This is a genomic window from Gordonia shandongensis DSM 45094 (assembly GCF_000423025.1).
GTDB lineage: Bacteria > Actinomycetota > Actinomycetes > Mycobacteriales > Mycobacteriaceae > Gordonia > Gordonia shandongensis.
Genome location: NZ_AUHE01000002.1, coordinates 163909 through 188791, shown reverse-complemented (window position 1 = coordinate 188791; position 24883 = coordinate 163909). Strand labels below are relative to the sequence as shown.

The 24883-nt window shown below is 68.8% G+C and carries 25 protein-coding genes and 7 tRNA genes; 20 read left to right on the top strand and 12 right to left on the bottom strand.

Features of this window, described 5'->3' with window-relative positions:
* Positions 1-67 precede the first annotated feature (67 nt).
* Complete coding sequence (locus G528_RS18380) at positions 68-484, bottom strand: hypothetical protein (RefSeq protein WP_156890340.1); 417 nt, start codon at positions 482-484, stop codon at positions 68-70.
* Between the two features lie 585 nt (positions 485-1069).
* A complete protein-coding gene (locus G528_RS0103725) occupies positions 1070-1510 on the bottom strand; it encodes an SRPBCC family protein (protein WP_035718826.1) in 441 nt (146 codons plus the stop codon).
* A 159-nt stretch (positions 1511-1669) separates the two neighbouring features.
* On the opposite strand from G528_RS0103725, the gene G528_RS18860 reads away from it, so the two are divergent.
* Positions 1670-1804 (top strand): hypothetical protein, encoded by a 135-nt coding sequence (locus G528_RS18860; RefSeq protein ID WP_281170329.1) that lies wholly within the window; start codon positions 1670-1672, stop codon positions 1802-1804.
* 69 nt (positions 1805-1873) lie between these two features.
* Here the strand turns inward: G528_RS18860 and G528_RS0103715 are convergent.
* Positions 1874-1945 (bottom strand) — tRNA-Val (locus tag G528_RS0103715).
* Positions 1946-2165: 220 nt separating this feature from the next.
* On the opposite strand from G528_RS0103715, the gene G528_RS0103710 reads away from it, so the two are divergent.
* The 9 genes from G528_RS0103710 to G528_RS0103670 all read left to right on the top strand — a co-directional run bounded on the left by G528_RS0103710 (position 2166) and on the right by G528_RS0103670 (position 4878).
* A tRNA-Gly gene (locus G528_RS0103710) sits at positions 2166-2238 on the top strand.
* A 41-nt stretch (positions 2239-2279) separates the two neighbouring features.
* Positions 2280-2353 (top strand) — tRNA-Cys (locus tag G528_RS0103705).
* Between the two features lie 16 nt (positions 2354-2369).
* Positions 2370-2444: transfer RNA gene (locus G528_RS0103700), tRNA-Val, on the top strand.
* A 185-nt stretch (positions 2445-2629) separates the two neighbouring features.
* Positions 2630-2702: transfer RNA gene (locus G528_RS0103695), tRNA-Gly, on the top strand.
* 21 nt (positions 2703-2723) lie between these two features.
* Positions 2724-2797: transfer RNA gene (locus G528_RS0103690), tRNA-Cys, on the top strand.
* A 20-nt stretch (positions 2798-2817) separates the two neighbouring features.
* Positions 2818-2889 (top strand) — tRNA-Val (locus tag G528_RS0103685).
* A 59-nt stretch (positions 2890-2948) separates the two neighbouring features.
* Complete coding sequence (locus G528_RS0103680; RefSeq protein ID WP_026917798.1) at positions 2949-3383, top strand: hypothetical protein; 435 nt, start codon at positions 2949-2951, stop codon at positions 3381-3383.
* Between the two features lie 13 nt (positions 3384-3396).
* Positions 3397-4263 carry a DUF4261 domain-containing protein gene (locus G528_RS0103675; protein ID WP_026917797.1) on the top strand — a complete coding sequence of 289 codons (867 nt, stop codon included), beginning with the start codon at positions 3397-3399 and terminating at the stop codon, positions 4261-4263.
* Positions 4264-4281: 18 nt separating this feature from the next.
* Positions 4282-4878 (top strand): GNAT family N-acetyltransferase, encoded by a 597-nt coding sequence (locus G528_RS0103670; RefSeq protein WP_156890339.1) that lies wholly within the window; start codon positions 4282-4284, stop codon positions 4876-4878.
* Positions 4879-4881: 3 nt separating this feature from the next.
* On the opposite strand, the gene G528_RS0103665 is transcribed toward G528_RS0103670, so the two are convergent.
* Positions 4882-5547: a Type 1 glutamine amidotransferase-like domain-containing protein gene (locus G528_RS0103665; RefSeq protein WP_051198245.1), complete on the bottom strand. Its 666-nt coding sequence runs from the start codon at positions 5545-5547 to the stop codon at positions 4882-4884.
* Between the two features lie 73 nt (positions 5548-5620).
* Positions 5621-6637 (bottom strand): cell division protein ZapE, encoded by a 1017-nt coding sequence (gene zapE / locus G528_RS0103660; protein ID WP_026917794.1) that lies wholly within the window; start codon positions 6635-6637, stop codon positions 5621-5623.
* 44 nt (positions 6638-6681) lie between these two features.
* Here zapE and G528_RS0103655 point away from each other — a divergent pair, with 44 nt between their 5' ends.
* From G528_RS0103655 to msrB, 4 genes are read left to right on the top strand one after another with little or no spacing between them, the layout of a single operon-like run.
* Positions 6682-7425 carry a dihydrofolate reductase family protein gene (locus tag G528_RS0103655; protein WP_245569659.1) on the top strand — a complete coding sequence of 248 codons (744 nt, stop codon included), beginning with the start codon at positions 6682-6684 and terminating at the stop codon, positions 7423-7425.
* Between the two features lie 10 nt (positions 7426-7435).
* The gene (locus G528_RS0103650; protein WP_051198244.1) at positions 7436-9001 is read left to right on the top strand and encodes an alpha/beta fold hydrolase; all 1566 of its coding nucleotides are present in this window, start codon (positions 7436-7438) and stop codon (positions 8999-9001) included.
* Between the two features lie 38 nt (positions 9002-9039).
* Positions 9040-10251 (top strand): glycosyltransferase family 87 protein, encoded by a 1212-nt coding sequence (locus G528_RS0103645; protein WP_026917791.1) that lies wholly within the window; start codon positions 9040-9042, stop codon positions 10249-10251.
* Positions 10252-10279: 28 nt separating this feature from the next.
* Complete coding sequence (gene msrB, locus G528_RS0103640) at positions 10280-10699, top strand: peptide-methionine (R)-S-oxide reductase MsrB (protein WP_026917790.1); 420 nt, start codon at positions 10280-10282, stop codon at positions 10697-10699.
* A 27-nt stretch (positions 10700-10726) separates the two neighbouring features.
* Here msrB and hemQ read toward each other — a convergent pair whose 3' ends face one another.
* From hemQ to hemE, 3 genes are read right to left on the bottom strand one after another with little or no spacing between them, the layout of a single operon-like run.
* Positions 10727-11422, bottom strand: coding sequence for a hydrogen peroxide-dependent heme synthase (gene hemQ / locus G528_RS0103635; protein WP_026917789.1), 696 nt, complete (start codon positions 11420-11422; stop codon positions 10727-10729).
* A gap of 38 nt (positions 11423-11460) precedes the next feature.
* Positions 11461-12852, bottom strand: coding sequence for a protoporphyrinogen oxidase (hemG, locus tag G528_RS0103630; protein ID WP_026917788.1), 1392 nt, complete (start codon positions 12850-12852; stop codon positions 11461-11463).
* Complete coding sequence (gene hemE / locus G528_RS0103625; protein ID WP_026917787.1) at positions 12849-13910, bottom strand: uroporphyrinogen decarboxylase; 1062 nt, start codon at positions 13908-13910, stop codon at positions 12849-12851. Before hemE ends, hemG begins: the two co-directional genes overlap by 4 nt.
* A gap of 112 nt (positions 13911-14022) precedes the next feature.
* Between hemE and G528_RS0103620 the strand changes: the two genes are divergently transcribed.
* Both G528_RS0103620 and G528_RS0103615 read left to right on the top strand, forming a co-directional pair.
* Positions 14023-14664, top strand: a complete 642-nt coding sequence (locus G528_RS0103620; protein ID WP_084638013.1) for a DUF3000 domain-containing protein — start codon at positions 14023-14025, stop codon at positions 14662-14664.
* Positions 14661-15902, top strand: a complete 1242-nt coding sequence (locus G528_RS0103615; protein ID WP_026917785.1) for a ribonuclease D — start codon at positions 14661-14663, stop codon at positions 15900-15902. The genes G528_RS0103620 and G528_RS0103615 overlap by 4 nt, the downstream gene beginning before the upstream one ends.
* A gap of 21 nt (positions 15903-15923) precedes the next feature.
* Here G528_RS0103615 and dxs read toward each other — a convergent pair whose 3' ends face one another.
* The 3 genes from dxs to G528_RS0103600 form a co-directional block, all read right to left on the bottom strand.
* Complete coding sequence (gene dxs / locus G528_RS16290) at positions 15924-17789, bottom strand: 1-deoxy-D-xylulose-5-phosphate synthase (RefSeq protein ID WP_035718822.1); 1866 nt, start codon at positions 17787-17789, stop codon at positions 15924-15926.
* A 69-nt stretch (positions 17790-17858) separates the two neighbouring features.
* Positions 17859-19115 carry a class I SAM-dependent RNA methyltransferase gene (locus G528_RS0103605; RefSeq protein WP_245569658.1) on the bottom strand — a complete coding sequence of 419 codons (1257 nt, stop codon included), beginning with the start codon at positions 19113-19115 and terminating at the stop codon, positions 17859-17861.
* A 99-nt stretch (positions 19116-19214) separates the two neighbouring features.
* The gene (locus G528_RS0103600; protein WP_425402210.1) at positions 19215-21224 is read right to left on the bottom strand and encodes an APC family permease; all 2010 of its coding nucleotides are present in this window, start codon (positions 21222-21224) and stop codon (positions 19215-19217) included.
* 99 nt (positions 21225-21323) lie between these two features.
* Between G528_RS0103600 and G528_RS0103595 the strand changes: the two genes are divergently transcribed.
* The 4 genes from G528_RS0103595 (at position 21324) to G528_RS0103580 (ending at position 24428) form a co-directional block, all read left to right on the top strand.
* Positions 21324-21986 (top strand): potassium channel family protein, encoded by a 663-nt coding sequence (locus tag G528_RS0103595; RefSeq protein ID WP_026917782.1) that lies wholly within the window; start codon positions 21324-21326, stop codon positions 21984-21986.
* 2 nt (positions 21987-21988) lie between these two features.
* Entirely contained in the window at positions 21989-22651 is a 663-nt protein-coding gene (locus tag G528_RS0103590; RefSeq protein WP_026917781.1) for a potassium channel family protein, read from the top strand.
* A gap of 131 nt (positions 22652-22782) precedes the next feature.
* Entirely contained in the window at positions 22783-23271 is a 489-nt protein-coding gene (locus G528_RS16285) for an RrF2 family transcriptional regulator (RefSeq protein ID WP_051198242.1), read from the top strand.
* Positions 23268-24428 (top strand): globin domain-containing protein, encoded by a 1161-nt coding sequence (locus G528_RS0103580; RefSeq protein WP_026917780.1) that lies wholly within the window; start codon positions 23268-23270, stop codon positions 24426-24428. Before G528_RS16285 ends, G528_RS0103580 begins: the two co-directional genes overlap by 4 nt.
* 7 nt (positions 24429-24435) lie before the next feature.
* Here the strand turns inward: G528_RS0103580 and G528_RS0103575 are convergent, their stop codons facing one another.
* Positions 24436-24816 (bottom strand): OB-fold nucleic acid binding domain-containing protein, encoded by a 381-nt coding sequence (locus G528_RS0103575; RefSeq protein WP_026917779.1) that lies wholly within the window; start codon positions 24814-24816, stop codon positions 24436-24438.
* Positions 24817-24883: the final 67 nt, after the last annotated feature.

The following is a 24883-nucleotide window of genomic DNA, read 5'->3' as shown; positions in this document are numbered from 1 at the left end:
CGGCCGGCGGCCTACCGGCGCATCCGGAACTCACGGTCGTGGAGGGCGCGAGGGCGCTCTTCTCCGATCAGAAACGTGGTCCGCGAAAGTCCTCTCTACGATGCTTTCTGGGTATCCAGGAAAACAGGTCTTTGATATCGTCCCAATCTCGCTTGACGAACACTTCCCCACTTCCATTACCATACGCCAACGCCCAGGTATAACAATCGATCATAAGAACACCAACGAATCCGACGAGAAAACCAGAATCAATTGTCAACGCAACAAAAAACGGTATGGAAGCCGGTAAAATAGGAGATAAGGCCCACCAATATCGACCCCGACTCACCAGAGCAGTTGAAACCAACAGCCCAACAATCATCAGAACAATACCCACTGCACCCAAGACCCAAGAAGATGAATCAGCGACAGTTGATACAGGCTCAGAAACCGCTTGTATCCCTACCAATTGAACCACCCCACACCCCTTTGAACCACCCGTCACCGCGTCTCCGTGTTCACCTTCTCCATCGACCGCGTTTCCATTGAGGCAATCGCCTCGTGCTGAGTCCAGGAATGGTGGCGAGAACCTGGGGTCGGCGTTGGACTGTTCCGCGGAACGCTGCTGCACGGCCGACTCAGCCTGTAATGGACGATCATTTGATCAGTCATTGCGTTATTCCGCGTGTCACCGAAGGCCACGATCTACACCTCCACGGCGTACCGCGAGCGCCGACGACGAATCGGCGAGTCCGAAAATTCCCCCACAGTGTGTTCCCCCTTCACAGCGTGACCGCACTCTCCCGCACGGCTCAACCGGATCGGCTGACCAGAATACAGTATTGCATAAACGCAACCATGCATCGTCGACGATCATCGTCGATACTCGAATACCGGCCATCCCTCCGTCCGACAGGATGGCCGTGCCTCCCGCTGCCGAGCGGTCCGCCCCTCACGGCGACACCGAGATGGTTTGAACGGGGGTATACAAGGCTCTCGGAGAAGTCGAGGCGATCGGCCAGTCGTTGGGGCCAGGGTCTTATTCTTGTGGTCCCGGCTGGCCGTTGCCGGCTTGAATGCCGGTGACGTTCTAGCGCATCGTACTCACGAATTCGGCTAGTTCGGGTAACACCGTCCGGTCGTAGCCGCGTTCGAGCGCGTTGCGCGCCATACGTTGCATCCGGTCGTTGGCATCGAAGCCATCGAATCGGAACACGACACGCGTGCCGCGCCCCTTCGGCACCAGCGACCATCGGATAACCCAACGCGCCGGACGTTTGGCGCGCAGGTCTGTATAGGTGTGCTCGAATCGCCGTTTCGGCTCGACAACGAGCACTTCACAGGCGGCTTCACCCGGCGGGTCGGAGGGGATCTCGAAAACGAAAACAACGCCGACCTCGGCAACCATCCCGACGGGCCGCGCCAACCATTGAGCCACCAGATCGGACTCGGTCAACGCACGCCACACAGCCTCGGGTGCGGAGGTCACGAACCGTCCGAGGTCGACGGCGGTCGGGTCTGCGTCGAACATAAGGCCACAGTAGTCAGCGAACGGGCACAATCACGGTCATCGCGCATGATGCGCACAGGACGCCTGGCGCAATCTCACGCCGACTCCGCACCGATGAGCGTCAGATGCCCACAGTTTCATGGACCGGTGCGCCGATCGAGTCGGCCACCGATGCCTCGGGTGACGTGGACCCACCAGACCCACGCCCACTGGTGGGAACAATCCGCACTCCTCGACGCCGACCCGGACGACCTGGAGCAGGTGGCCACGCGGTTGAGCGAACACCTGGACTCGGCATTGAAGCCGTTTCCATAGAGAGTCCACGGAACAGGAAGGGCGCCCTCCGCGTCGACGGAAAGCGCCTCTGAACTGGCCTAATAGCAGTGGTCCCGGCTGGGATCGAACCAGCGACCTTCCCGGTGTGAACGGGACGCTCTTCCACTGAGCCACGGGACCCTATCGAGTTGCGTGCGGCGCCGACGCCGGTCGGTGTCGCACGAGGGATGAGCGTACACACCCCTATCGGCCGTCGACAAATCGTGGGTCACCACTCCCCGGTCCGACCTGCGGAATCACACACACGTGATTCGCTGACCAGCCGATTTGTCTCCACGCACCCGCACCGCTAATGTTCTCCTCGCTGGTGAGCGACGCCCACAAGGCTGCTCACGAGCGTGCGGATGTAGCGCAGCTGGTAGCGCATCACCTTGCCAAGGTGAGGGTCGCGGGTTCGAATCCCGTCATCCGCTCGGAGCGAGCCCCGGCTCGCGCCGAGGCGCCACGCGTCTCGGGTGGTGTGGCCGAGTGGTGAGGCAACGGCCTGCAAAGCCGTGCACACGGGTTCGATTCCCGTCGCCACCTCCACCGCACCGAATCTCTCGCGCGATTAGCTCAGTGGGAGAGCGCTTCCCTGACACGGAAGAGGTCACAAGTTCAATCCTTGTATCGCGCACCATCGCAGACTCCGTCGCGGAGCGACCGACTCTCACGGCGAAGGCCCGGCATCCGCCGGGCCTTTCGTATCGTCACCGACACCTCGAAGCACCGCCGCGCCACCCGGTTTGCAATTGCGACGACCGCCCCGCTAGTGTTTGGTGTCGCCGGTGAGCGACATCGTCCACAAGACATGCTCACCGACACGCGGATGTAGCGCAGCTGGTAGCGCATCACCTTGCCAAGGTGAGGGTCGCGGGTTCGAATCCCGTCATCCGCTCGGAGCGAGTTCCTCGCACCTGGTGGTGTGGCCGAGTGGTGAGGCAACGGCCTGCAAAGCCGTGCACACGGGTTCGATTCCCGTCGCCACCTCCACAGAACGAAACTGAATACCTGCGCGATTAGCTCAGTGGGAGAGCGCTTCCCTGACACGGAAGAGGTCACAAGTTCAATCCTTGTATCGCGCACAGCACCGGAGGCCCGTCGAGGACATCGACGGGCCTCCGGCGTCGGTACCCTGACCCCTGTGACCGACCCTCGATGGCGTGATGCGGCCCCGCACAACACTCTGATCCGGTTCTCCTGGATCGGGCCGGCAACGGCTCCTGACGCCCACACCGAGTACATCGTCGAGATCACCGGCGGCCGCGCCGCAGCTCGAGTCGGCGGATACGGCACCGTCAAGGGCGACGGAACCGCTCGACCGGGCACCACATCCACGATCGTGTCCGAAACCGAGTGGAACACGATGACCGATCGCCTCGCGGATCTTCCAGCCCAAGCCGACGGCGCCGACGGCTGCGTCGGCGGATCCACCTACAGTGTCACCGTGACCGTATCCGGCCGGACCATCGTCGACCGCTCCTACTATGCGTGCGGACCGGCCGGCGCCGCCGCAGCAGCCGGGTACCGTGCCGTCCTCGAACCGCTCGCCATCCGCCTCGGACTCCCCGACCGTTAGGACCGTCGACACCATGTCCAGCATCGCCGTGCTGATCCACGACCACCCCGATCCACAGCTGACCGCCGACGGTCTCGTCCGTCGGCTGTCCGCCGACTTCCCCGACTCGCCGGCACCGCCGGCCGCGACGTCCGACCCGGCTCCGGGAGAAGCCCTCATCCTGCGCCGGGACGAGTCGACCGTGGCCGTCCTGACCGTCCCGTCGGGACTCGACACCGATCTCGCGGAGATCGCCGCCCGCAGCCGCCTCTGGCCGGCCGATCGTCCCGTGCCGACCGGGGCCGGCGGCCACACCATCGTCTCCGCCACCCGCCCAGGCACAGGCGACGCGGACGACTCCGCTGCGGACGAACCCACTGCGGCCGACCCCACTGCGGACGATCGCATCACTGACGTCGCCGACACCGCCTTCGTCTCGGAGGTGTCGGCCGCCGCCGTCGCGGCCCTCGAGTCGGTACGCGCCGTCTACATCGTCGACGCCGACCACCTCATCGCACCGGACGTGTTCCGGGATCTCGCGCTCGCGACGCTCCCCGACCCGATCCTGCCCGCATGGGTGGCATTCGATGTGGCGCCGCGCCCCGACGGTGTGATGACGGCGCACACCCGCGGGATGGCCGCCTTCGGCCTGATGGACATCGAGATCCCCGCATCCGGACACGACGCTCAGCAGACGTTCGAGCGCCTGGTCTCCACGGCCGTCCATTTGCTCGAGAACGGGCCGACGATCGCCGACGGCCAGCCCGTCGGCGACGACGGCGTCATCGCGAGGCACGCGCCCTCGGCGGCCGTCGAGGACAAGACCGTTCTGCGCCTCGACTACCCGGGAATGGCCGCCGAACCCGACGAACCGCGCCGCCGGTGGTTCTCGCGGCGCTGAGCCTGGCAGAATCGTCCCGTGACGACCCAGCACTCCCCCGTGGTGGTCGCGACCACCACCGACGTCGCGGCGGCCGCAGACCTCGCCCGCATCGCGGCGCAGACCTTCCCGTTGGCGTGCCCGCCGCACTCCACCCCCGAGAACATCGCCGCCCACATCGCCGGGGTGCTGTCGGAGGAACGGTTCGCCGCATACCTCAGCGACCCCCGCTACCAGGTCCTCACCGCGGCACCGACCGCGGGCGGGCCACCCATCGGATACTCCCTGCTCGTCCACGACGTCCCGGAGATCCCCGAAGTGTTCGAAGCGGTCGCCGCGATGCCGGGCGGCGCTGACGCCCTCGCGCAGCGGACGGTCACCGAGATCTCCAAAATGTACGTGCTCCCCGACTATCATGCGGCCCGGCACAGCGGAAACCCGTCACACGAGCTGATGGCGGCCGCACTTCACGCGGCACGGCACCGCGGGTCGACGATCGTGTGGCTCGGCGTCCACTCGGGAAACGAACGGGCCAAACGGTACTACGCGAAGATGGGATTCACGCAGATCGGGACCAAATCATTCGACATGAACGGTGCCGTCGAACACGACTTCGTGCTCGGGCAGCGTCTCTGACGATCACTCGGGGTCGGCCGAGGGCACGACCCGTGATCCCTCGGCGTCGACGACCAGCGCCTGGTCGTCATACAGCGGCAACAGGGTGAACCGGTCGCCGTACTCGTTGAGGGTCCGGTCGATCAGCTCCGGCGGGTACGGCGGGAGCTGACCGTCCGCATGCGGGATCACCACCGTGTCGGTGAGCCCGAGGCCCCGGAAGTCGGGCAGATCGAGCCCCAGACCCGGATCGTCCATCATGGCGGCGGGCTCGATGTCCGGTCCCGCCACGAGCGCCCCCGCGCTCAAGCCGATGTACGGCATCCCCGCGCGCACCCGCTCCACGATCGCCTCGTCGGCACCGTTCTTCCGCAGGCCCGTCATGAGGGCGAACGTGTCGCCGCCCGCGAGGTAGACGGCGTCGACGCCGGCCAGATCGTCGGCGAACTCGCCGCGCCGCACGTCGAGATCGACCACGTGGTAGCCGAAGGCGACCAGCCGCTCCCGCTCGGGACCCGAGAACTCGTCGAACAGGTGGCGCTGTCCCTCGTCGATGTATCCGATGCGCCGCAGACGTCCGTCGAGCGACGGCGGCAGCACCTCCGGCAGGGCCCCGGCTCCCAGGGACAACAGGATCAGGGGGCCCAGCGTGTGCTGGTCGTCGGGCGCGCCGTTCTCATCGTCAGACATTGTTCTCGCTGCTTCCGTCGGTTGACCTCTACAGTGTGTCCGGCTGAAGTCGCCAGTAGGCGAACACTAACGTTCAGCCCGCCGTCTGGGCGAATCGTGAGAGCGCGAGCAGACGCGACGTCGCGCGCAGATACTTCTTGCGGTACCCGCCGGCCAGCATCTCGTCGGTGAAGATCTCGTCGAGCTTCACGCCCGAGACCGCGACGGGGATCTCGGTGTCGTACAGCCGGTCGGCGAGCGCGACCAGGCGCAACGCCACAGCCTGGTCCGGTGCCGGGTGCACATCGGTGATGCAGACGGTCGTCACACCGTCGACCAGCGCCTTGTACTTCGACGGGTGGAGGGTGGCCAGGTGGTCGACGAGGTCGTCGAAGGCGTCGAGCGTGGCCCCCGGCGTGTTCTCCGCCAGTTCGGCGAGCTCGGCATTCGTCGAGGGCTCGGGGGCCGGCGGCAGATCGCGGTGCCGGTAGTCCGGTCCGTCGACCCGGACCGTCTCGAAGATCGCCGACAGCTTCTGGATCTCGCGCAGGAAGTCCTGCGCCGCGAAGCGTCCCTCGCCCAGCTGGCCCGGAAGAGTGTTCGACGTCGCCACGATAGACACGCCGCGGACGGTGAGTTCGGTGAGCAGACGGGAGACGACCATCGTGTCGCCGGGATCGTCGAGCTCGAACTCGTCGATGCACAGCACACTGTGCCCCGACAGGCGCTCCAGCGCGTCGATGTAGCCGAGCGCGCCGACCACATTCGTCACCTCGCCGAACGTCGCGAACGCCTTCGGCCCCGGCATCGAGTGGTAGATCGACGCCAGCAGGTGTGTCTTGCCGACACCGAAGCCGCCGTCGAGATACAGACCGATCCCCTGGGCCTGAGCTCGACGCCGGAACAGTCCGCGCTTGCCGCCGGACCGGATCGACGACGCCCGGGCGACGAAATCACGAGCGGCGGTCACCGCGGCCGCCTGGCTGGGCTGATTCGGATCGGGGATGTACGAGTCGAAACTCACCTCGTCGAACATCCGCGGCGGGATCATCTCGTCGATCATCTGCTCCGGCGCGAGGTCCGGGGTGCGATCGCAAAGTCGTGCCAGCATTGGGCAAGCCTAACGAGGTGGCCCATGATGGGTTCATGCTCATCATGCAGAAAGCGACTGAGGTCACAGGCGAGGCGTTGATCGATCTGTATCGGTTCCCACCGTCGGCCGCCGACGGACGACCCGTCGTCCGCGGGAACATGGTGGTCAGCATCGACGGCGCCGCGACGGCCGACGGACGGTCCGCCGGCTTGGCATCCGCCGACGACACAGAGATCTTCCACCTTCAGCGCGGACTCTGCGACGCGATCCTCGTCGGCGCGAACACCGCCGTGACCGAGGGTTACCGGGTGCCGTCGACCCCGGAGAGATACACGACACTGCGCGCGGAGAACGGCCAGCGCGAGGTGCCGCTGCTGATGCTCACCTCCCGGAGCCTCGACATCCCGACGGACTATCCCCCGCTCGGCGCACCGGGCGTGGTGATCGCGACGTGCCGGTCGGCTCCGGCCGACGCTCGTGCCCGCCTCGCCGCGGTCGGCGCGACGATCATCGACTGCGGCGACCAGACCGTCGATCCGGTGCTCGTCGTCGACGAGCTGGCACGCCGCGGGCTCCACCGCGTGCTCTGCGAAGGCGGCCCCCGGTTCCTCACCGCATTGGCGGCGGCGGGCAGGCTCGACGAACTCGCCCTGACCGTCAGTCCGCACCTGGTCGGCGGCGACGCACCACGCATCGCCCACGGTCCACGGATCGACGGCGATCCCGGGTTGCCGATGGTTCGGCGTCACGAGTTGGGCGACGCCGCCGACTTCCGCTACGAGCTCTGGGAAAGGCGGACAGGCTAGGCTCGCGGGCATGCGCTTCACCCGACGCCACCGTTCGGTCGTCCGCTCCGGGCCGACCGCCGCGGGGGTCATCGCAGTCACGGTGAGTCTGCTCGCCGGATGCGCGGTGGGTCCCGACACCGGGCCCGGCGTGGTCCGCGGAGACCGCGGCGACGACGCCGACACCGCTGACAATTCGCAGCCCGCCCTGTCGGCGCCGAAGCGAGACCTCAACTGGAAACCGTGCGGCGAGACGCTCTCCGACACGTACGACACCACTGTTCCCTCGGGCGTCCGGCTCGACTGCGCCCGCATGGACGTCCCGGTCTCGGAGTCGTCCACGAGCGCGACCATCGCCGTCGGCGTGGTCCGGGCCCGGACCGAGGCGACGCCGAAGGACGTGGCGCCGATCGTCCTCACCAGCGGGGTCGACCTGCCGAGCTCGCGGACCCTGCTCACCCTGGCCGGCTCCGACGGCCGGGCGCTGCTCGACCGGCGTCCGATCGTCGCCGTCGACCACCGCGGAATCGGAACATCGGGACTCATCGACTGCATGACCCGCGCCCAGCGCCACGCCATGACGACCAACGCCGCAGGCCGAGGCCGGGACACCGCGGCCCGCGCCGCGGCTCTCTCGGCGGATGCCGGCAAAGCCGCCGACCAGTGCAACGACACCCTCAACCCCGATCAGCTCAACTATTCGACCGCCGACGCCGCGGCCGATCTCGAGCAGTTGCGCGATCGTTGGGACGTCGACCGGTTGGCGCTCCTCGGCATCGGCGACGGCGCCTCGGTGACCTTCGCATACGCCGCCGAACACCCCGACAACGTCGGCCGGTTGATCGTGGACTCCCCCGCCGCCTACACCGCGGACGCCAAGAAGGCCGCCGAGGCGCGCGCCCGCGGAGTGCAGAACGCACTGACGACCTTCGCGGAGCGCTGCGCCGCGGCGAACTGCGGTCTCGGCGCCGACGGCGCCGCCGTCCTGGGCCGACTGCTGACCGGAATCGACGACGACGGTCTGTCGGACACCGAGGTCCTCTCCGCGGTGACCACCGAACTGGCCGCCGGCGACCTGGACGGCCCCGGTCTCAAACGACTCGCCTCGGCCCTGACGTCGGCCGACCGCGGCGACGTCGCCGCACTCCGGGATCTCGCGGCCCGCGCCGCCCGGCTGCGGCTGTCGGACGGACAGATCCTCGCCACCTGCAACGACCTTCGCGGTCGACCCGGATCGCAGGAGGTGCCGGCGCTGGCGAAGCAGTGGAGTGCGGCCAGTCCCCTGACCGCGACGACGACCGCCCTGGATCTGCTGCGGTGCGACGGTTGGGGTGTCACCGACGCCCCCGAGTCCCCCGACTCGTTCCCGGTCACGCCGCTGCTGCTCATCGGCCAGAACGACCCGATCAACGGGGCCGCGGCCGCCGAGAGTGTGATTCCACTGATGCTGGCCGCCGACACGGCGCCGACGACCGTCCGGTGGGACGGACTCGGCTTCTCCGTCGCCGCCCGCAGCGACTGTGCGGCCGACACCATCGCCGATTACCTCGGCGACACCCCGCTGTCGGGTCCCGCCGAACGATCGTGCCCGGCGTGACCGGGCATTCCCGTGTCCGCGTGTAGTACGGTTCGCGAGTGAACGTTCGAGACCGATACCTGTATCCGCGGGTCGACTGGACCCGGATCGTCCCGATGATCCTCTGGCCGATCACCCTGATGATGGTGGTCCAGCGGTCGTTGATCCTGGGCGTGAACGGGCACCGTACCGACGATTTCACACCCGTGTACCAGGCTGCGTTCAACTTCATGAACCGCCTGCCGGTCTACAACGAGAACTACAACACCGTCGACCCGCACTACCTGTATCCGCCGTCGGGCACGATGCTGATGGCGCCCCTGGCGATCCTCGACCCGGAGAACTCCCGCTGGACGTTCATCGCGGTGAGCGTCGCGGTCCTCGTGCTCTGCGCGTACCTGCTCACCCGACTGTTCGGATTCGACCGCGGGTCGTGGGTGTTCCCCGTCGTGCTGTTCTTCTTCTTCAGCACCGAGACCGTGGCGCACACGCTGATCTTCACGAACTTCAACGCCTTCGTCCTCCTCGGCATGCTCGCGTTCATGATGCTGATGCTGGCTCGTCGCGACCTGTGGGCCGGCGTCGCGATCGGTCTGACGCTGTGCGTGAAGCCGGTGCTGGCCCCGCTGCTGCTGTTGGTGCTGCTCAATCGGCGGTGGCGGACCCTCATCACGGCGGTCGGGATCCCGGTCGTGGCCAACGCGCTCGCCTGGCCCCTCGTCCGCGACCCGATGGACTTCATTCGCCGCACCGTGCCGTATCTGGGCGAGACGCGCGACTACTACAACAGTTCGATCAGCGGTAATGCGGCGTACTTCGGCGTCGCGGACTGGCTCACCTGGACGCTGCGCATCGCGTTCGTCCTGATGGCGATCTTCTCGCTGTGGTTCCTCTACCGCTACTACCGCACCACCGACGAACTCCTGTGGCTGGCCACGTCGTCGGGTGTGCTGCTGGGCACCACCTTCCTCGTCGGTTCGCTCGGCCAGGGCTACTATTCGATGCTGCTGTTCCCGCTGTTGATGACGGTGTTCCGGCCGGGGTCGACGGTCAGGAACTGGCCGGCGTGGCTCGGTGTGTACGGGTGTATGACCTTCGACGTCTTCGGCTCGGTCCGGTGGGAGCCGTTCGGACGATATCTGGAGTACAACAAGGTCCCGCTCGGCTGGTCGCTGCTGATGATCACGGTGTTCTGCGTCCTGCTGTTCCGGTATCTGGACATCCGCTCGACGAACGACGACACCGACACCGAGACGCTCGCCGCGGCATGACCCGGTGGTCCGGCGCTACGCTGGACCCATGAGTGATCAGCCCGCCGACCCCCGCACCCTCACCGACGACCAGTGGCGCGAACGTCTCACGCCCGACGAGTACCGCGTGCTGCGGAAGGCGGGTACCGAGGCGCCCTTCACCGGGGAGTACACCGACACGACGGATGTCGGCGTGTACCGCTGCCGGGCGTGCGGTGCCGAGCTGTTCCGCAGTACCACCAAGTTCGAGTCGCACTGCGGCTGGCCGTCGTTCTTCTCTCCCCTGGCCGGAGACGCCGTCATCGAGCGGCCCGACGATTCGCTCGGCATGCGGCGCACCGAAGTGCTGTGCGCGGCGTGCGACAGCCACCTCGGCCACGTCTTCGCCGGTGAGGGCTATCCGACGCCCACCGACCAGCGATACTGCATCAACTCGATCAGCATGACGTTCGACGCCGGCGACGCCTGACGTCGACGGACCACCGGTCCGCCGCGGTCACGGCAGTGCGGCGACCAGTGCGGACGGCGTCACCCGCGGACCGGTGAAGAACGGGATCTCGACGCGCACGTGACGGCGCGCCTCCGTGGCGCGCAGGTCGCGCATCAGGTCGACGATGCGATCCAGTTCCGGCGCCTCGAAGGCGAGAATCCATTCGTAGTCGCCGAGAGCGAACGCCGGAACGGTGTTGGCGCGCACGTCCTTGTACGATCGTGCCGCCTTGCCGTGGTCGGCGAGCATCGTGCGACGCTCATTGTCGTCGAGCAGATACCAGTCGTACGAGCGGACGAACGGGTACACGCAGATGTACGCGCCGGGCTCCTCCCCGGCGAGGAATGCCGGAATGTGGCTCTTGTTGAACTCCGCGGGTCGGTGCAGTGCCGCCGAACTCCAGAACGGGTCGCTGGCCCGACCGAGGACCGTCGTCCGACGGAATGTCGAGTACGCCTTCTGCAGCGCCTCGATGGTGTCGGCATGCCACCAGAACATGAAGTCGGCGTCGCCGCGCAGCCCGGCGACGTCGTAGAGACCGCGCACCACGACGCCGTCGGCCTCCACCTCGTCGAGGAAGGTCTGCAGATCGGCGGCCACCTCGTCACGATCCGCGGGGAGCTCCCCGGCGCGGACGGTGAAGACCGAGAACATCAGATAGCGAAGCGTGGCATTCAATGCGGCGTAATCGAGGCGGCTCATGACCTCCATCGTGCCACCGGAGTCCGCCGCGGGGTAGGTCAGGAGGCGAGGGCGCGGGTGATGTCACCCACTGCGGCCTCGGCGCTCGCGATGCACGCCGGCACACCGACTCCGCCGTACGCCGCTCCGGCGACGGCGAGTCCGCGCGGCAGTGAGCGGCGGACCTCGCCGATGCGCGACAGATGTCCGGGGGCGTAGTGCGGCAGCCCGTTGGGCCACCGCTGCACCACGGCGTCGACGATCTCGGGGGCCGGCAGCCCGGCGCCGTCGGCGACGGTCGCCAGGTCGTCGGCGGCGTGCGCCACCAGTTCCTCATCGGTGTCCGTGACGGGGGCCCCGAGCCTGCCGAACGAGGTGCGCAGCGTCCGGACCGGACCGGCGCGCAGATGAGGCCACTTCTGGCTGCTCAGCGTGATGGCTTTGAGTGACAGTCCGGCGTCTGTGGCGACCAGGACGCCGGAGTGCTCCGGGAGGCGGGCGTCCGCGGGGACCGCGAGCGCCACGACCGCCGATCCCGCGGCGTCGACGGCTGCGAGTCGCGCCGCCGCGGGTGGCGCCGCATCGGCCACGAGGGGCGCCGCCGCCCACGGCGGAACCGCCACGATCACCGCATCCACCCGTATCCCGCCCCCGGCGGCCTCGACGTCGAATGTCACGTCTCCGCCGGACGTCACCCGCCGGTCGATCCCGGTGACCCCGCAACCGAGCCGGAGCTCCGCGGCACCGGCCCCCACAAGGGCTTCCACCAGCTCCCGGTAGCCGCCACGCAGCGCGCCGAAGACCGGTCCGGTCGTGCCCGCGCCGGCATCGAGGACGGCGGCGGCCGCCGCCGTCAGGGAGTCGGCGCCGGCATCGAGGCGCGCGGCGAGCGCCGGGATCGCCTCGCGGACGCCGAGATCGCGGGCCGCCGCCGAATAGACGCCGCCGAGCATCGGGTCGACACTCCTCGCGACGACGCTCGGGCCGAACCTCTCGCCGACCAGGTCACCGACGGACGGATCCGCGCCCACGGCCCATCGCAGCGGCCTGCGCGCCTCGGTCGACATCCGTTCACGATCGGCGGCCGAGACGAGGGCCGCCGCCGCGTCCGGGGTCGTCGGTATCCCCATCAGCGCGGGGCTCGGCAACCGGTGCAGCCGACCGGCCGACCAGATGGCCGGCCGCATCTCTCCCGGCGAGACCACCTGCGCGGCGAGCCCGAGGTCGGCGATCAGCCCGACGGCTTCGGGGCGCCGAACGATGAACGCCTCGGCGCCGACGTCGACCGACGTGCCGCCGACCGTCCGGGTCCGCAGCGTCCCGCCTGCACGGTCGGCGGCGTCGAGCACGGTGATCTCCGCTGCCGGGCCGAGCGTCGAGCGCAGCCGGTACGCCGCCGTGAGGCCGGTAATGCCGGCGCCGACGACGGCGATGCGCGGCGCCCGATTCACAGCGTGTGGGCGAGTTCCACGGCGCGAGTGATCGCGTCGGCGTCGGTGTTGGGAAGCACGCCGTGCCCGAGGTTGACGATGTGGCCGGGTGCCCCCGCGCGGACCGCACGCTCGCCGGCAGCCACCACCGCCGCCATCTCGCGGTCGATCACGTCGTTGCCCGCGAGCAGGACCGTCGGATCGAGATTTCCCTGCACGGCGACTCGGTGGTCCACCCGCGCCGCGGCGTCGTCGAGCGGAATCCGCCAGTCCACACCGATCACGTCGGCGCCGACGTCCGTCATCGAACCGAGCAGTTCACCCGTCGCGACGCCGAAGTGGATGCGCGGTACCCCGTAGCCGGCGATCTCGGCCATCACGCGGGCGGAGTGCGGGGCCACGAACTCGTCGTACGAGGCCTTCGACAGGGTCCCGGCCCAGGAGTCGAAGAGCTGCACCGCATCCACGCCGGCGTCGAGCTGCGCCTTGAGGAACGCCACCGTGATGTCGGTGATGTTTCCCATGAGGCGGTGCCAGAGCTCGGGCTCACCGAGCATCATGGCCTTCGTGTGTTCGTAGGTGCGACTCGGTCCGCCTTCGATGAGATACGACGCCAGCGTGAACGGCGCACCGGCGAAACCGATCAGCGCCGTCGTCTCGGGCAGCTCGTCGAGCAGCATCCCGATCGCGGTCGTCACGGCACCGACCGATGCCGGATCCAGGCGCGGCACTCGGGCGACATCCGCGTCGGTCCGGATCCGCGACGCGATGACCGGTCCCGTCCCGCCGACGATGTCCAGATCGATACCCGCGGCGCGCAGCGGCACCACGATGTCCGAGAACAGGATCGCGGCGTCGGTGTCGTGGCGCCGCACCGGCTGCATGGTGATCTCACAGACCAGCTCGGCGTCGAAGCAGGATTCGAGCATCCCGCGACCTGCTCTGATCTCACGGTATTCGGGTAGGGACCGTCCGGCCTGACGCATGAACCACACGGGTCGGCGGGACGGGGTCTGGCCGGTCGCGGCGGCGATCAGCGGCATCCGAGTCGGCACACGTCGGCCTCGAACTGAAGTCATGCCGTCAACTGTGCCACCCCGACCGGTGTTCGGCCATTCCGCTGCCGGTCGTCTCGTCGGTCACGCGGCGCGCCTCCGACGGCCGTGGCGTCGCGGGGCCTAACCTGGCGCCGTGACCACATCTGGAGCCCCGAGCGAGCCCGCCGAATTCCGCAGCGCGGTGGCGTCGCTCCACGACGCCTCCGTGCGCCGGGAGATCGAGGTCGGGTCCATCCGTCCACCGCAGCGTCTCGCGCCGTACAGCTACGCCCTCGGCGTGGAGGTCAGTCCCCCGGAGATCGCCGACCCCGCGCTGGTTCCCGCCGACTCGGCGGGCAGCGCGTTCGGCCGTCTCGTCCTGCTGTACGACCCGGCGGGGCAGGACGCCTGGAACGGCACCTTCCGCCTGGTCGCCTACATTCAGGCGGAGGTCGAGGCGGCGCTGGCCGCCGACCCGCTACTCCCCCACGTGGCGTGGACCTGGCTGGCAGAAGCACTCGGCGTACCCGAGAACGCCACCGAGTCCGCACCGCCCCTCGGCTCGGACGTCCCCGCGGTCCGTGCCCTCGGCGGGACCGTCACCTCGACGACCTCCGTCCGATACGGCGACATCGCCGGTCCGCCGCAGGCGCACCAACTGGAACTGCGCGCCTCGTGGACGGCGACCAGCGAAGACCTCTCCTCCCATCTCGAGGGATTCTGCGAGGTCCTCGCCTCGGCGGCCGGGCTCCCGCCCGCCGGCGTCACGGCACTGGGACCGGTCGACCCCGCGTGAGCGACGACCGCCCCCGCGTGAACGACGAACCCCGCGTGAACGACGACGAACGGCCGGTCACCCCGCTCACCGAGCCCCGCGACGGCGTCCCTCCCGTCGCGACGACCCCCGACGAGTTCGCCCGGATCGCGACGGCGCTGCACGGCGGCGAGGGCCCCGTCGCCCTCGACACCGAACGAGCGAGCGGGTTCCGCTATTCGCAGCGCGCATACCTCGTCCAGATCCGGCGACAGGGTTCCGGGAGCTTCCTCATCGACCCGATCGCCCACCCCGATGCGCTCGGCCCCGTCGTCGACGCTCTCGACGGACCCGAGTGGATCCTGCACGCAGCCGACCAGGACCTGCCATGCCTTCGCGAGCTCGGGTTCCGCGCGGAATCACTCTTCGACACCGAACTCGCGGGCCGTCTGCTCGACTTCCCCAAAGTCAATCTCGCGGCGATGGTCGCCGAATTCCTCGGCCTCGGTCTGGCGAAGGGGCACGGTGCGGCGGACTGGTCGCGCCGCCCGCTTCCCGACGACTGGCTCACCTATGCCGCACTCGACGTCGAAGTCCTCATCGAATTGCGTGACGCGGTCGCCGACCGACTCGAGGAGGCCGGCCGCCTCGACTGGGCCCGCCAGGAGTTCGCGCACGTGCTCGCCCGACCTCCGGCCCCGCCGCGACCCGACCGGTGGCGGCGGACCTCCAACATCCACTCGCTCCGCAGCCGCAGGCAGTTGGCGACGGTGCGTGAGCTCTGGACGGCCCGCGAGGCGATCGCCGCCGAGCGGGACGTCGCGCCGGGGCGCGTCCTGCCGGACAGCGCGATCATCACGGCCGCAACCGCCGACCCCGCCACCGTGAAAGACCTCACCGCACTCCCCGTATTCGGCGGACCGCGCCAGCGGCGCCGCGCGGACCGGTGGATGCGAGCCGTACTGACCGCTCGCGAACTCCCGGACGAGGACCTGCCCCCGAAGAAGACGCCGTCAACGGGTCCGCCGCCGTACAACCGCTGGGAGCAGCGCGACCCGGAAGCCGCTGCGCGCGCCGCCGCCGTACGCCCCGTGGTGACCGGCATCGCCGACGAGATCGGTCTGCCGCAGGAGAACCTTCTGGCCCCCGACGTCGTGCGCACGCTGTGCTGGGAGGGCCTCCCCGCCGACACGACGGTCGACGCGTGGCTCGCCGAGCGGGGCGTCCGTCCCTGGCAGCGAGCACTCGTCGCGGGCCCCGTCGCCGACGCGCTGGGCTGACCCGGCGCGCCGCGGTCGGCGTCACGACAGTCGCTTGACGATCTCCCCCGCGAGTTCGGGTGCGGTCAGACCGAACTGCGCCAGGAGCGACTCGCGCGAGGCGTGCTCCACGAAACGCTGCGGAATGCCGCGCTGCAAGACCGGAACCCCGATGTCGTCATCGGCGATCGCTCGCGCCACGGCGGCCCCGACGCCGCCCTGCACTCCACCGTCCTCGAGGGTCATGACCAACCGATGATCGGCGGCCGTCGTCGTCACCGACGCCGGAACGGGAAGGACCCAGCGGGGATCGATCACCGTGGCGTGGAACCCCTCCTGAGCCAACCGATCGGCGACCTCGAGCGCGAGCGCGGCGAAGGCCCCGATGCCCACGAGGAGGACGTCCGCGTCCTCGGTCGGGGCCGCCAGCACGTCGACCCCGTCGTCGTACCGGGTGACGGCGGGGATGTCATCGGGAACCGCGCCCTTCGAGAACCGCAGCGCGGTGGGGCCGTCCGAGACGTCGAGCGCTTCGGCGAGCTCCTCGCGGACTCGGACCGCGTCGCGCGGAGCGGCGACGCGAAGGCCGGGCACGATGCTCATCAGCGACAGATCCCACATCCCGTGGTGGCTCGGGCCATCCGGTCCCGTGATGCCCGACCGATCGAGCACCAGGGTGACGGGCATCTTCAACAGTGCGACGTCCATGAGCAGCTGGTCGAACGCACGGTTGAGGAATGTGGAGTAGATGGCGAGCACCGGATGCAGGCCGCCGAGGGCCAGTCCGGCGGACGAGGCCATGCCGTGCTGCTCGGCGATGCCGACATCGAACATCCGCGCCGGAAACTGCTCACCGAACGCACTCAGGCCGGTCGGTCCCGGCATCGCGGCGGTGATCGCCACGACCTCGGGACGGCGACGCCCCTCGTCGACGAGCGCCGCCGAGAAGGTCGACGTCCAGTCGACCGCCGACGCGGACAGTGCGCGACCGGTCTCCGGATCGATCTTCCCGGTGGAATGCATCTGCTCGGCGACATCGTTCTCGGCGGGCGCGTAGCCGTTGCCCTTCCGTGTCACCGCGTGCACGATCACCGGGCCGCCGAACGCCTTGGCTCGCCGCAGGGCGTCCTCCATCGCCACCAGGTCGTGACCGTCGACGGGTCCCACGTACTTGATGCCGAGGTCGGCGAACATCGCCTGCGGTGAGACGAAGTCCTTGACCCCGCTCTTCATCCCGTGCAGCACCTTGTACACGAGTCCGCCGGCGACGGGAATGCGCTGCAGGGTGCGCCGTCCGGTCTCCAACGCCTTCTCGTAGCCGGGCTGCAACCGCAGCGCCGACAGGTTCTGCGCCAGGCCCCCGATCGTCGGGGCGTATGAGCGACCGTTGTCGTTGACGACGAGCACGACGGGACGGTCGCCCGCGGCGATGTTGTTCAACGCCTCCCAGCACATTCCGCCGGTAAGGGCACCGTCACCGACCACGGCCACCACCGTGCGGTCCTCGTCGCGGAGTTCGAAGGCCTTGCTCAGCCCGTCGGCGTTCGAGAGGGCCGCCGAGGCGTGCGACGACTCGATCCAGTCGTGGGGGCTCTCGGTCCGATCCTGATAGCCGGTGAGACCGCCCTCCTGCCGCAGCGTGTCGAACTGATCGCGGCGACCGGTGACGATCTTGTGCACGTAGCACTGATGCCCGGTGTCGAAGAGGATCGGATCTGTCGGCGAGTCGAAGACCCGGTGGATCGCCAGGGTCAGCTCGACGACGCCCAGGTTGGGGCCGAGGTGGCCACCGGTCGCCGCGACCTTGCGGATCAGGAACTCCCGAATCTCCGCGGCGAGTTCACGGAGCTCCTCCGGCGAGCACGCACGTACGTCGGCCGGTGAGTCCACCCGATCCAGCACACCCATCCGTCGTCCTCCTTCGCACCCGCCGCGGCCCGATCGACCGCGTAACAGCAACAGTCTACGGACTCCCGATCACCGGGTGAGAAGGGCGAGGGCCTCGAGGTGGTGAGTCATGGGGAACGCCTCGTATCCGCACCACGCCCGCACCCGGTATCCGTGGGACGCGTACCGGCCCACATCGCGAGCGAAGGCCGCCGGATCACATCCGACCTGGATCACCGCGCGGGGTCCGGCGGCGGCCACCGCGTCGACGACGGCGTGCCCGGCACCCGCCCGCGGCGGGTCGGCGACCACGAGATCGGGGCGATCGAGCGTGGCGACGAGGGTCTCGACCCCGCCGTGATGAGTGCGGACGGGGTCGGCGGCGAACGCGGCGTCCGCGGCGGCCAGCGCACCCCGGTCGGTGTCGACCAGATCCACCGATCGGACCGCGAAGCCGTGGTCGACGCCGCCGTCCAGGAGCGCCGCACTGAACACTCCGGCCCCGCCGTACAGGTCCCACGCCGTGACGCGGCCGGACAGCCCCGCCTCGCCGAGCATGGTGAGAACGGTCGACGAGTAGGTCGACGGCGCCGCTCGATGCGCCTGCCAGAAGCCGGTCGTCGGGATCTGCCAGCTGCGGTGGCCGACCCGCTGCTCGGCCGTGGCCGCTCCCTGAAGAATCCGGGTCGGCCGGGCGGCCGCGGAGGCTCGTCGTCGGCGTTGCGCACCGCGCCGCGACGGGTCCGCCGACCTGCCGGCACCGCCTGCCCCGGAGATCTGTACGGCGTGGCGGCGACCGGCCGCGTCGGCCATCAGGACGATCTCCGAGCCACGTTGCGCGCCGAGGGAGTCGACTCCGTCGACGAGTCCGGGCACCGGGGCCGTGCAGGCCGTCTCGACGATCCGCGACGAGCGGACGGCCCGCAGACCCGCCCGGCCGTCGCGACCGACGGCCAGCCTGGTGCGGATCCGCCATCCGGTCGGCTCCTCGCCCAGCGCGCGCACCTCGGGGCCGGGACGTTCGGCGAGATCGAAGCCGCCGATGCGGGCGAGGACGTCGGCCAGTGCCGTCCGCCCCAGCGTGCGGGCGTGGTCCGGTGCGACGTGGCTCAGATCGCAGCAGCCCGCTCCGTCGGCGGCGGCCGGACAGGCCGGGGCGATCCGGTGCGGGGACCGCTCGAGGACCTCGACGGTCTCGGCTCGCGCGAAGCGTCTGTTGCGGGCATCGGTGATCCGCGCGCGAACCCGCTCCCCCGGGAGTGCACCCGTCACGAAGACGACGCGACCGTCGTGTCTGGCGACTCCGGCGCCGCCGTTCGCGTAGCCGGTGACCGCGATCTCGATCACGGTCCCGTCCCCGGTCACTCGTCGCCCCCGGTCACTCGTCGTCCCCGGCCACTCGTCGTCCCGGGCCACCGGGCGTCCCCGGCCATTGGGCGTCTCCCGTCATTTGGCCGAGTCCTCCGGTGTGAAGCCGCGCCGCACGTTGCCCGGCGCGTAGTACTTCTGCTCGCCGCGACGTGCGCGGTTCTCCGACGAGTTGAGCTGCCAGGGCACCGAGGTCACCATGACCCCGGGTTCGAACAGCAGCCGCGTCTTGAGCCGCAGGGCCGACTGGTTGTGCAGGATCTGCTCCCACCAGTGCCCGACCACGTATTCGGGGATGAAGACGGTGACCACGTCGCGCGGCGACTCCCGACGGATGCGGCGGACGTAGTTGACGACCGGCCTCGTGATCTCCCGATACGGCGAGGCGAGCACCTTGAGCGGGACGGTGATGTCACTGTCCTCCCACTCGGAGACCAGGATGCGGGTGTCGCGATCATCGACGTTGACGGTGATCGCCTCGAGCGAGTCCGGGCGCGTCGCCCGGGCGTACCGCAGGGCTCGACGCGACGGCAGGTGCAGCGATGACACCAGCACGATCGCGTAGCTGCGGCTCGGCAGCACCTCCTCGGACAGATCGACCGCCTCGAGCTCCGCCTCGACCGTGGAGTAATGCCGGTGGATGAGCTTCATCAGCACGAACAGCGCGATCATCGCCAGGATCGCGATCCACGCACCCGCCGTGAACTTGGTGATCAGAACGACGACGAGGACGCTGCCGGTCATCACCATTCCGACGGCGTTGATGACCCGCGACCGCTGCATGCGGGCCCGCGCATCGGGATCGGTCTCGGTGCGGAGGTGCCGCGTCCAATGGCGGACCATGCCCGTCTGGCTCAGGGTGAACGACACGAACACACCCACGATGTACAGCTGGATGAGCGAGGTGACCTCTGCGCCGAACGCGACGACGAACGCGCTCGCGGCGAGCGCCAGGAACACGATCCCGTTGGAGAATGCGAGTCGATCGCCCCGCGTGTGCAGCTGCCGAGGCAGGTACCTGTCCTGCGCGAGGACCGACCCCAGGACCGGGAAGCCGTTGAAGGCGGTGTTCGCCGCGAGGAGGAGGATGAGCGCGGTGACGGCGGCGATGAAGTAGAAGCCGGGTGGGAAGCCGTGGAAGACGGCTTCGGCGAGTTGGGCGAGGATCGACTTCTGTTGGTAGCCGTCCGGGGTGCCGGTGAGGTCCGCATCGGGCGAGAGCACGTACTTGGCGCCGATCGTCTGCGCGAGCATCACGATCCCGAGGAGCAGGATGATCGCGAAACCGCCCAGCAGGAGCAGCGTCGTCGCCGCGTTGCGGGACTTCGGTTTCCGGAAGGCGGGGACTCCGTTGCTGATGGCCTCCACTCCGGTGAGCGCCGCACAGCCCGACGAGAAGGATCTGGCGACCAGGAAGGCCATCGCCAGCCCCACCATCTCGGGCTGCTCGGATACGAGCCCGTAGTCGGCGGTCTCGGCCCGCACATCGTCGCCGAGCACGACGATCTGGATGAACCCCCACCCGAGCATGATCAGGACTCCGACGATGAACGCGTAGGTCGGGATGGCCAGCAGACTGCCGGACTCCTTGATGCCGCGCAGGTTGACGGCGGCGAGGAGCGCGATTCCCACCACGCAGAAGATCACCTTGTTGTGGTGGACGAACGGGATCGCCGAGCCGATGTTCTCGGCCGCCGACGTGACCGACACCGAGACGGTGAGCACATAGTCGACGAGCAGGGCTGCGGCGACCGAGAGACCGGCGTTGGGCCCCAGGTTCACCGTCGCGACCTCGTAGTCACCGCCGCCGGACGGGTACGCGTGCACGTTCTGGCGGTAGCTGGCCACCACCACGATCATCACGACGGCGACCGCGACGGCCACCCACGGCGCCAGTGCGTACGCGCTGATCCCGGCGACCGACAGGACCAGGAAGATCTCCTGCGGGGCATAGGCGACCGACGACATGGCGTCCGAGGCGAACACCGGCAGCGCGATCCGTTTCGGCAGGAGGGTGTGGCCCAGCCGGTCGCTGCGGAACGGGCGCCCCAGGACCAGTCGTTTGACGGCGACCGACGCCTTCGACATCGATGTCACTCCGTCACACTAGGCCCTGCCCGCGGCCGAGACCACCGCACCCGGGGACCGGGGTGCAATTCGACGGTCGGCGCAGTAACGTCGACGATCGTGCGCGTCATCATCATGGGTTGCGGCCGGGTCGGGTCGGCCCTGGCCACAGCGATGTCCGACCGGGGTCACGACGTGGTCGTGATCGACCGGGACGAGACCGCGTTCCGCCGTCTCGGTGAGGACTTCTCGGGGCGGACCGTCACCGGCGTCGGCTTCGACCGCGAGGTGCTCGGCGAGGCCGGGATCGACGCCTGCGACGCCTTCGCCGCGGTGTCCTCCGGCGACAACTCCAACATCATCTCGGCGCGCGTGGCGCGTGAGACCTTCGGCGTCGAACGCGTGGTGGCCCGGATCTACGATGCCAAACGCGCAGCGGTCTTCGAGCGGATCGGCATCCCGACGGTCGCGACGGTGCCGTGGACGACCGAACGCTTCGTCGCCGCACTCGGCGAGATCTCCACCACGCCGGTGTGGCATGACCCGTCGGGCTCGCTCGTGATGGCCGTCTTGGACTTCCACGAGTCGTGGGTCGGCACCGATTGCGCGAAGTTTCAGGATCTGACGGGCGCCCGCGTGGCGTTTCTCTTCCGGATGGGTCAGACGGTTCTGCCCGACCCGCGGACGGTGATTCAGACCGAGGACGTGCTGTACGTCGCAACCCTCGCAGCCAATGTCGACAACGCCCGCGCCGTCGCCGGTGCGCAGATGCCCCGGGAGTAACCGTGAAAGTCGCCATCGCCGGAGCCGGCGCCGTCGGCCGCGCCATCGCCCGCGAACTGTTGATCAACGATCACGACGTCACCCTGTTCGAGCGGGACCGGACGCACATCGATCCGGTCGCGGTTCCCGGAGCCCACTGGGTGCACGCCGACGCCTGCGAGCTGTCCGATCTCGAGGACGCCGGTTTGCAGACCTTCGATGTCATGATCGCCGCCACCGGCGACGACAAGGCGAATCTCGTGGTCAGCCTGTTGGCGACGACGGAGTTCGCGGTGAGCCGCGTGGTCGCCCGAGTCAACGATCCCCGCAACGAGTGGCTGTTCGACGACGACTGGGGCGTGGACGTGGCCGTCTCGACGCCGAGAATGCTCGCATCCCTGGTGGAGGAGGCGGTCACCGTCGGTGACCTCGTTCGCCTGATGACCTTCCGCCAGGGGCAGGCCAACCTGGTGGAACTCACCCTCCCGGACGACACCCCGATGGCCGGGAAGGCCGTCCGCCGTCTGCAGCTCCCCCGCGATGTCGCGCTGGTCGCGATCATCCGCGGTCGCCGGGTCATCGTCCCTCAGCCGGACGACCCGCTGGAGGGCGGAGACGAGCTCGTCTTCATCGCTCCCGAGGAGTCCGAGGACGAACTCCACCGCATCATGAAGACGCCGATTTAACACCCGGACACACTCCTGGGGCCAGGGGCGAAAGTCCCGAGATTCCGCACCAAAGAGCAGAAACATCGCAGGTCAGGAGACATCCGACACATAATTGGTATCTCGTATACCGATTATGTTGTCCTCGAGACATGCAGCTGACCCGCTTCACCGACATCGGGCTCCGCGTCGTCATGGCGTTGGCCGCCGATCCGGATTCCACGCGGACCTCCCGACAGCTCGCCGACGATCTCGTTCTCAGTTACACCCACACGGCCAAGGTCGTCAGTCGGCTCGCCGAACTCGGTGTCGTGCATTCCCGACGCGGCCGCACCGGCGGGCTCGGGATCACCGAACTCGGCCGGTCCGTCGGGATCGGCTGGCTGGCGCGTCGCCTCGAGGGCGACCACGCACCGGTCGTCGACTGCGACGGCCCCGAGCCGTGTCCACTGCGCGCCGCATGCCGCCTCCGGTCCGCCCTCGACGCCGCCCGAGACGCCTTCTACGCGAGTCTGGACGGCCTGACGATCGCCGACCTCGTCGCCGACCCCACCGGCGCCCGGATACTCCCCCTTCTCCCACCGGCCGCGCATCGCGGGGTGGCCACCCGACACTGCACCGACGACAGGAGAGCCCGATGATCTCGCACTCGACCAGACAGGTACTCGCCGAGACCCTCGACACCGTAGAAGCCGCGTTGCCCCAGATCACGCCGCGCTTCTACGAGCGGATGTTCACCGCGCGCCCGGATCTGCTGCGCGACCTGTTCAACCGCACCAATCAGGTCACCGGATCCCAACCGCAGGTCCTCGCCGGCGCGGTGGCGTCGTTCGCCCGGCTGATGCTCGAACCGGATGCCGAGCGGATGCGGTTCATCATCGACCGCATCGCCCACAAGCACGCATCGCTCGGCATCGTGGCCGATCAATACCCGATCGTCCACCAGCACCTGTTCGCCGCCATCATCGACGTCCTCCCGGAGACGGTGACCTCGGACGTCGCCGCCGCGTGGGATGAGCTGTACTGGGCGATGGCCGACGTCCTGATCGACCGAGAAACCGAGCTGTACGCCGCGCAGGGGGTCGCCCCGGGAGACGTGTGGCAGACGGCACGGGTTCTCGCGCGCACACAGCTCTCACCCGATGCGATCGCCTTGACCCTCGCCGCGACCGACGGCGATGAGTTGGGGTGCTTCACGCCCGGACAGTACGTGTCGGTTCAGGTCCCGCTGTCGGACGGTGCCCGGCAGATCCGCCAGTACAGTCTCACCGGCGCCACCACCGACCCGACCTGGCACATCAGCGTGAAGCGCGACGGCGACGTCTCCACCCATCTGCACGAGAACGTCTTCGAGGGAGATCTGCTCCGCGTGAGCACACCGTTCGGTGATCTGACGCTTCCCGAGGGCGACGACCCGCTCCTGCTGGCGTCGGCGGGCATCGGCTGCACGCCTGTCATCGGGTTGCTCAACCACCTCGTCGCGACGGGCGATGCGCGCCCGGTGCAGGTGCTGCACGCGGACCGGTCACGCAGCCGGCAACCGCACCGCGGGGATCTCGCCGAGTTGGTCGACCGGCTGCCCGGCGCCGACCTCGTCCAGTGGTACGAACGCGGTCTGCCGACCGACGATTCGACCCGGATCGGACTGATGTCCCTCGACGGGATCGAGATAGCTCCCGACACCGTCGCGCTGCTGTGCGGTCCGGCGGGATTCCTCGGGTCCATGCGCGAGGCGCTGATCGACCGCGACGTTCCCGCCACGCGGATCCACTACGAGACGTTCGGCGCGATGCCGTGACCGGTGGTCACTCGGTGCCGGCGTGCAGCTCGTAGTAGGGGTTGTAGACGATCTTGTGGCCGTCGGCGTCGGCGACGCGGCCGCGGACGGTCAGCCGACGGCCCGGTTCGATCCCGGGGATCCGGTTACGGCCCATCCACTTGAGCATGACGGTGTCGGTGCCGTCGAAGAATTCCGCGACGACTCCGGTCTTGGCCGCCTTCGAGCAGGTCTCGACGGAACGGAGTTCTCCGACCATCGTCGCCTCGTCACCTCGACTGCAGTCGACGGCGCGTTGAGCGTCCGCCCCCGATTCGCGGCTCTCCCGCTGGATGCGGTCGTCCTCGATCTCGTCGAGATCCTCGGTCAGCATCCGGCCGAGCCGCTTCAGCAGCCCTGATTCAGCCATCTCATCCTCCGCGAGCAACCTGGGCAGACTCACTTGCAACCTCACCATACCCCCGGTGCATGATCGA

Coding starts and splice junctions, on each gene's coding strand:
- dxs (WP_035718822.1), bottom strand. CDS start 17,789: ATGGGTGTGCTGGATCGGGTGGACTCACCGGCCGACGTACGTGCGTGC.
- G528_RS0103600 (WP_425402210.1), bottom strand. CDS start 21,224: ATGTCGAAGGCGTCGGTCGCCGTCAAACGACTGGTCCTGGGGCGCCCG.
- G528_RS0103580 (WP_026917780.1), top strand. CDS start 23,268: ATGATCTCGCACTCGACCAGACAGGTACTCGCCGAGACCCTCGACACC.
- G528_RS0103655 (WP_245569659.1), top strand. CDS start 6,682: ATGCAGAAAGCGACTGAGGTCACAGGCGAGGCGTTGATCGATCTGTAT.
- G528_RS16285 (WP_051198242.1), top strand. CDS start 22,783: ATGCAGCTGACCCGCTTCACCGACATCGGGCTCCGCGTCGTCATGGCG.
- G528_RS0103725 (WP_035718826.1), bottom strand. CDS start 1,510: ATGTTCGACGCAGACCCGACCGCCGTCGACCTCGGACGGTTCGTGACC.
- G528_RS0103650 (WP_051198244.1), top strand. CDS start 7,436: ATGCGCTTCACCCGACGCCACCGTTCGGTCGTCCGCTCCGGGCCGACC.
- hemE (WP_026917787.1), bottom strand. CDS start 13,910: ATGACTTCAGTTCGAGGCCGACGTGTGCCGACTCGGATGCCGCTGATC.
- zapE (WP_026917794.1), bottom strand. CDS start 6,637: ATGCTGGCACGACTTTGCGATCGCACCCCGGACCTCGCGCCGGAGCAG.
- G528_RS0103575 (WP_026917779.1), bottom strand. CDS start 24,816: ATGGCTGAATCAGGGCTGCTGAAGCGGCTCGGCCGGATGCTGACCGAG.
- G528_RS0103665 (WP_051198245.1), bottom strand. CDS start 5,547: ATGTCTGACGATGAGAACGGCGCGCCCGACGACCAGCACACGCTGGGC.
- hemQ (WP_026917789.1), bottom strand. CDS start 11,422: ATGAGCCGCCTCGATTACGCCGCATTGAATGCCACGCTTCGCTATCTG.
- msrB (WP_026917790.1), top strand. CDS start 10,280: ATGAGTGATCAGCCCGCCGACCCCCGCACCCTCACCGACGACCAGTGG.
- G528_RS0103675 (WP_026917797.1), top strand. CDS start 3,397: ATGTCCAGCATCGCCGTGCTGATCCACGACCACCCCGATCCACAGCTG.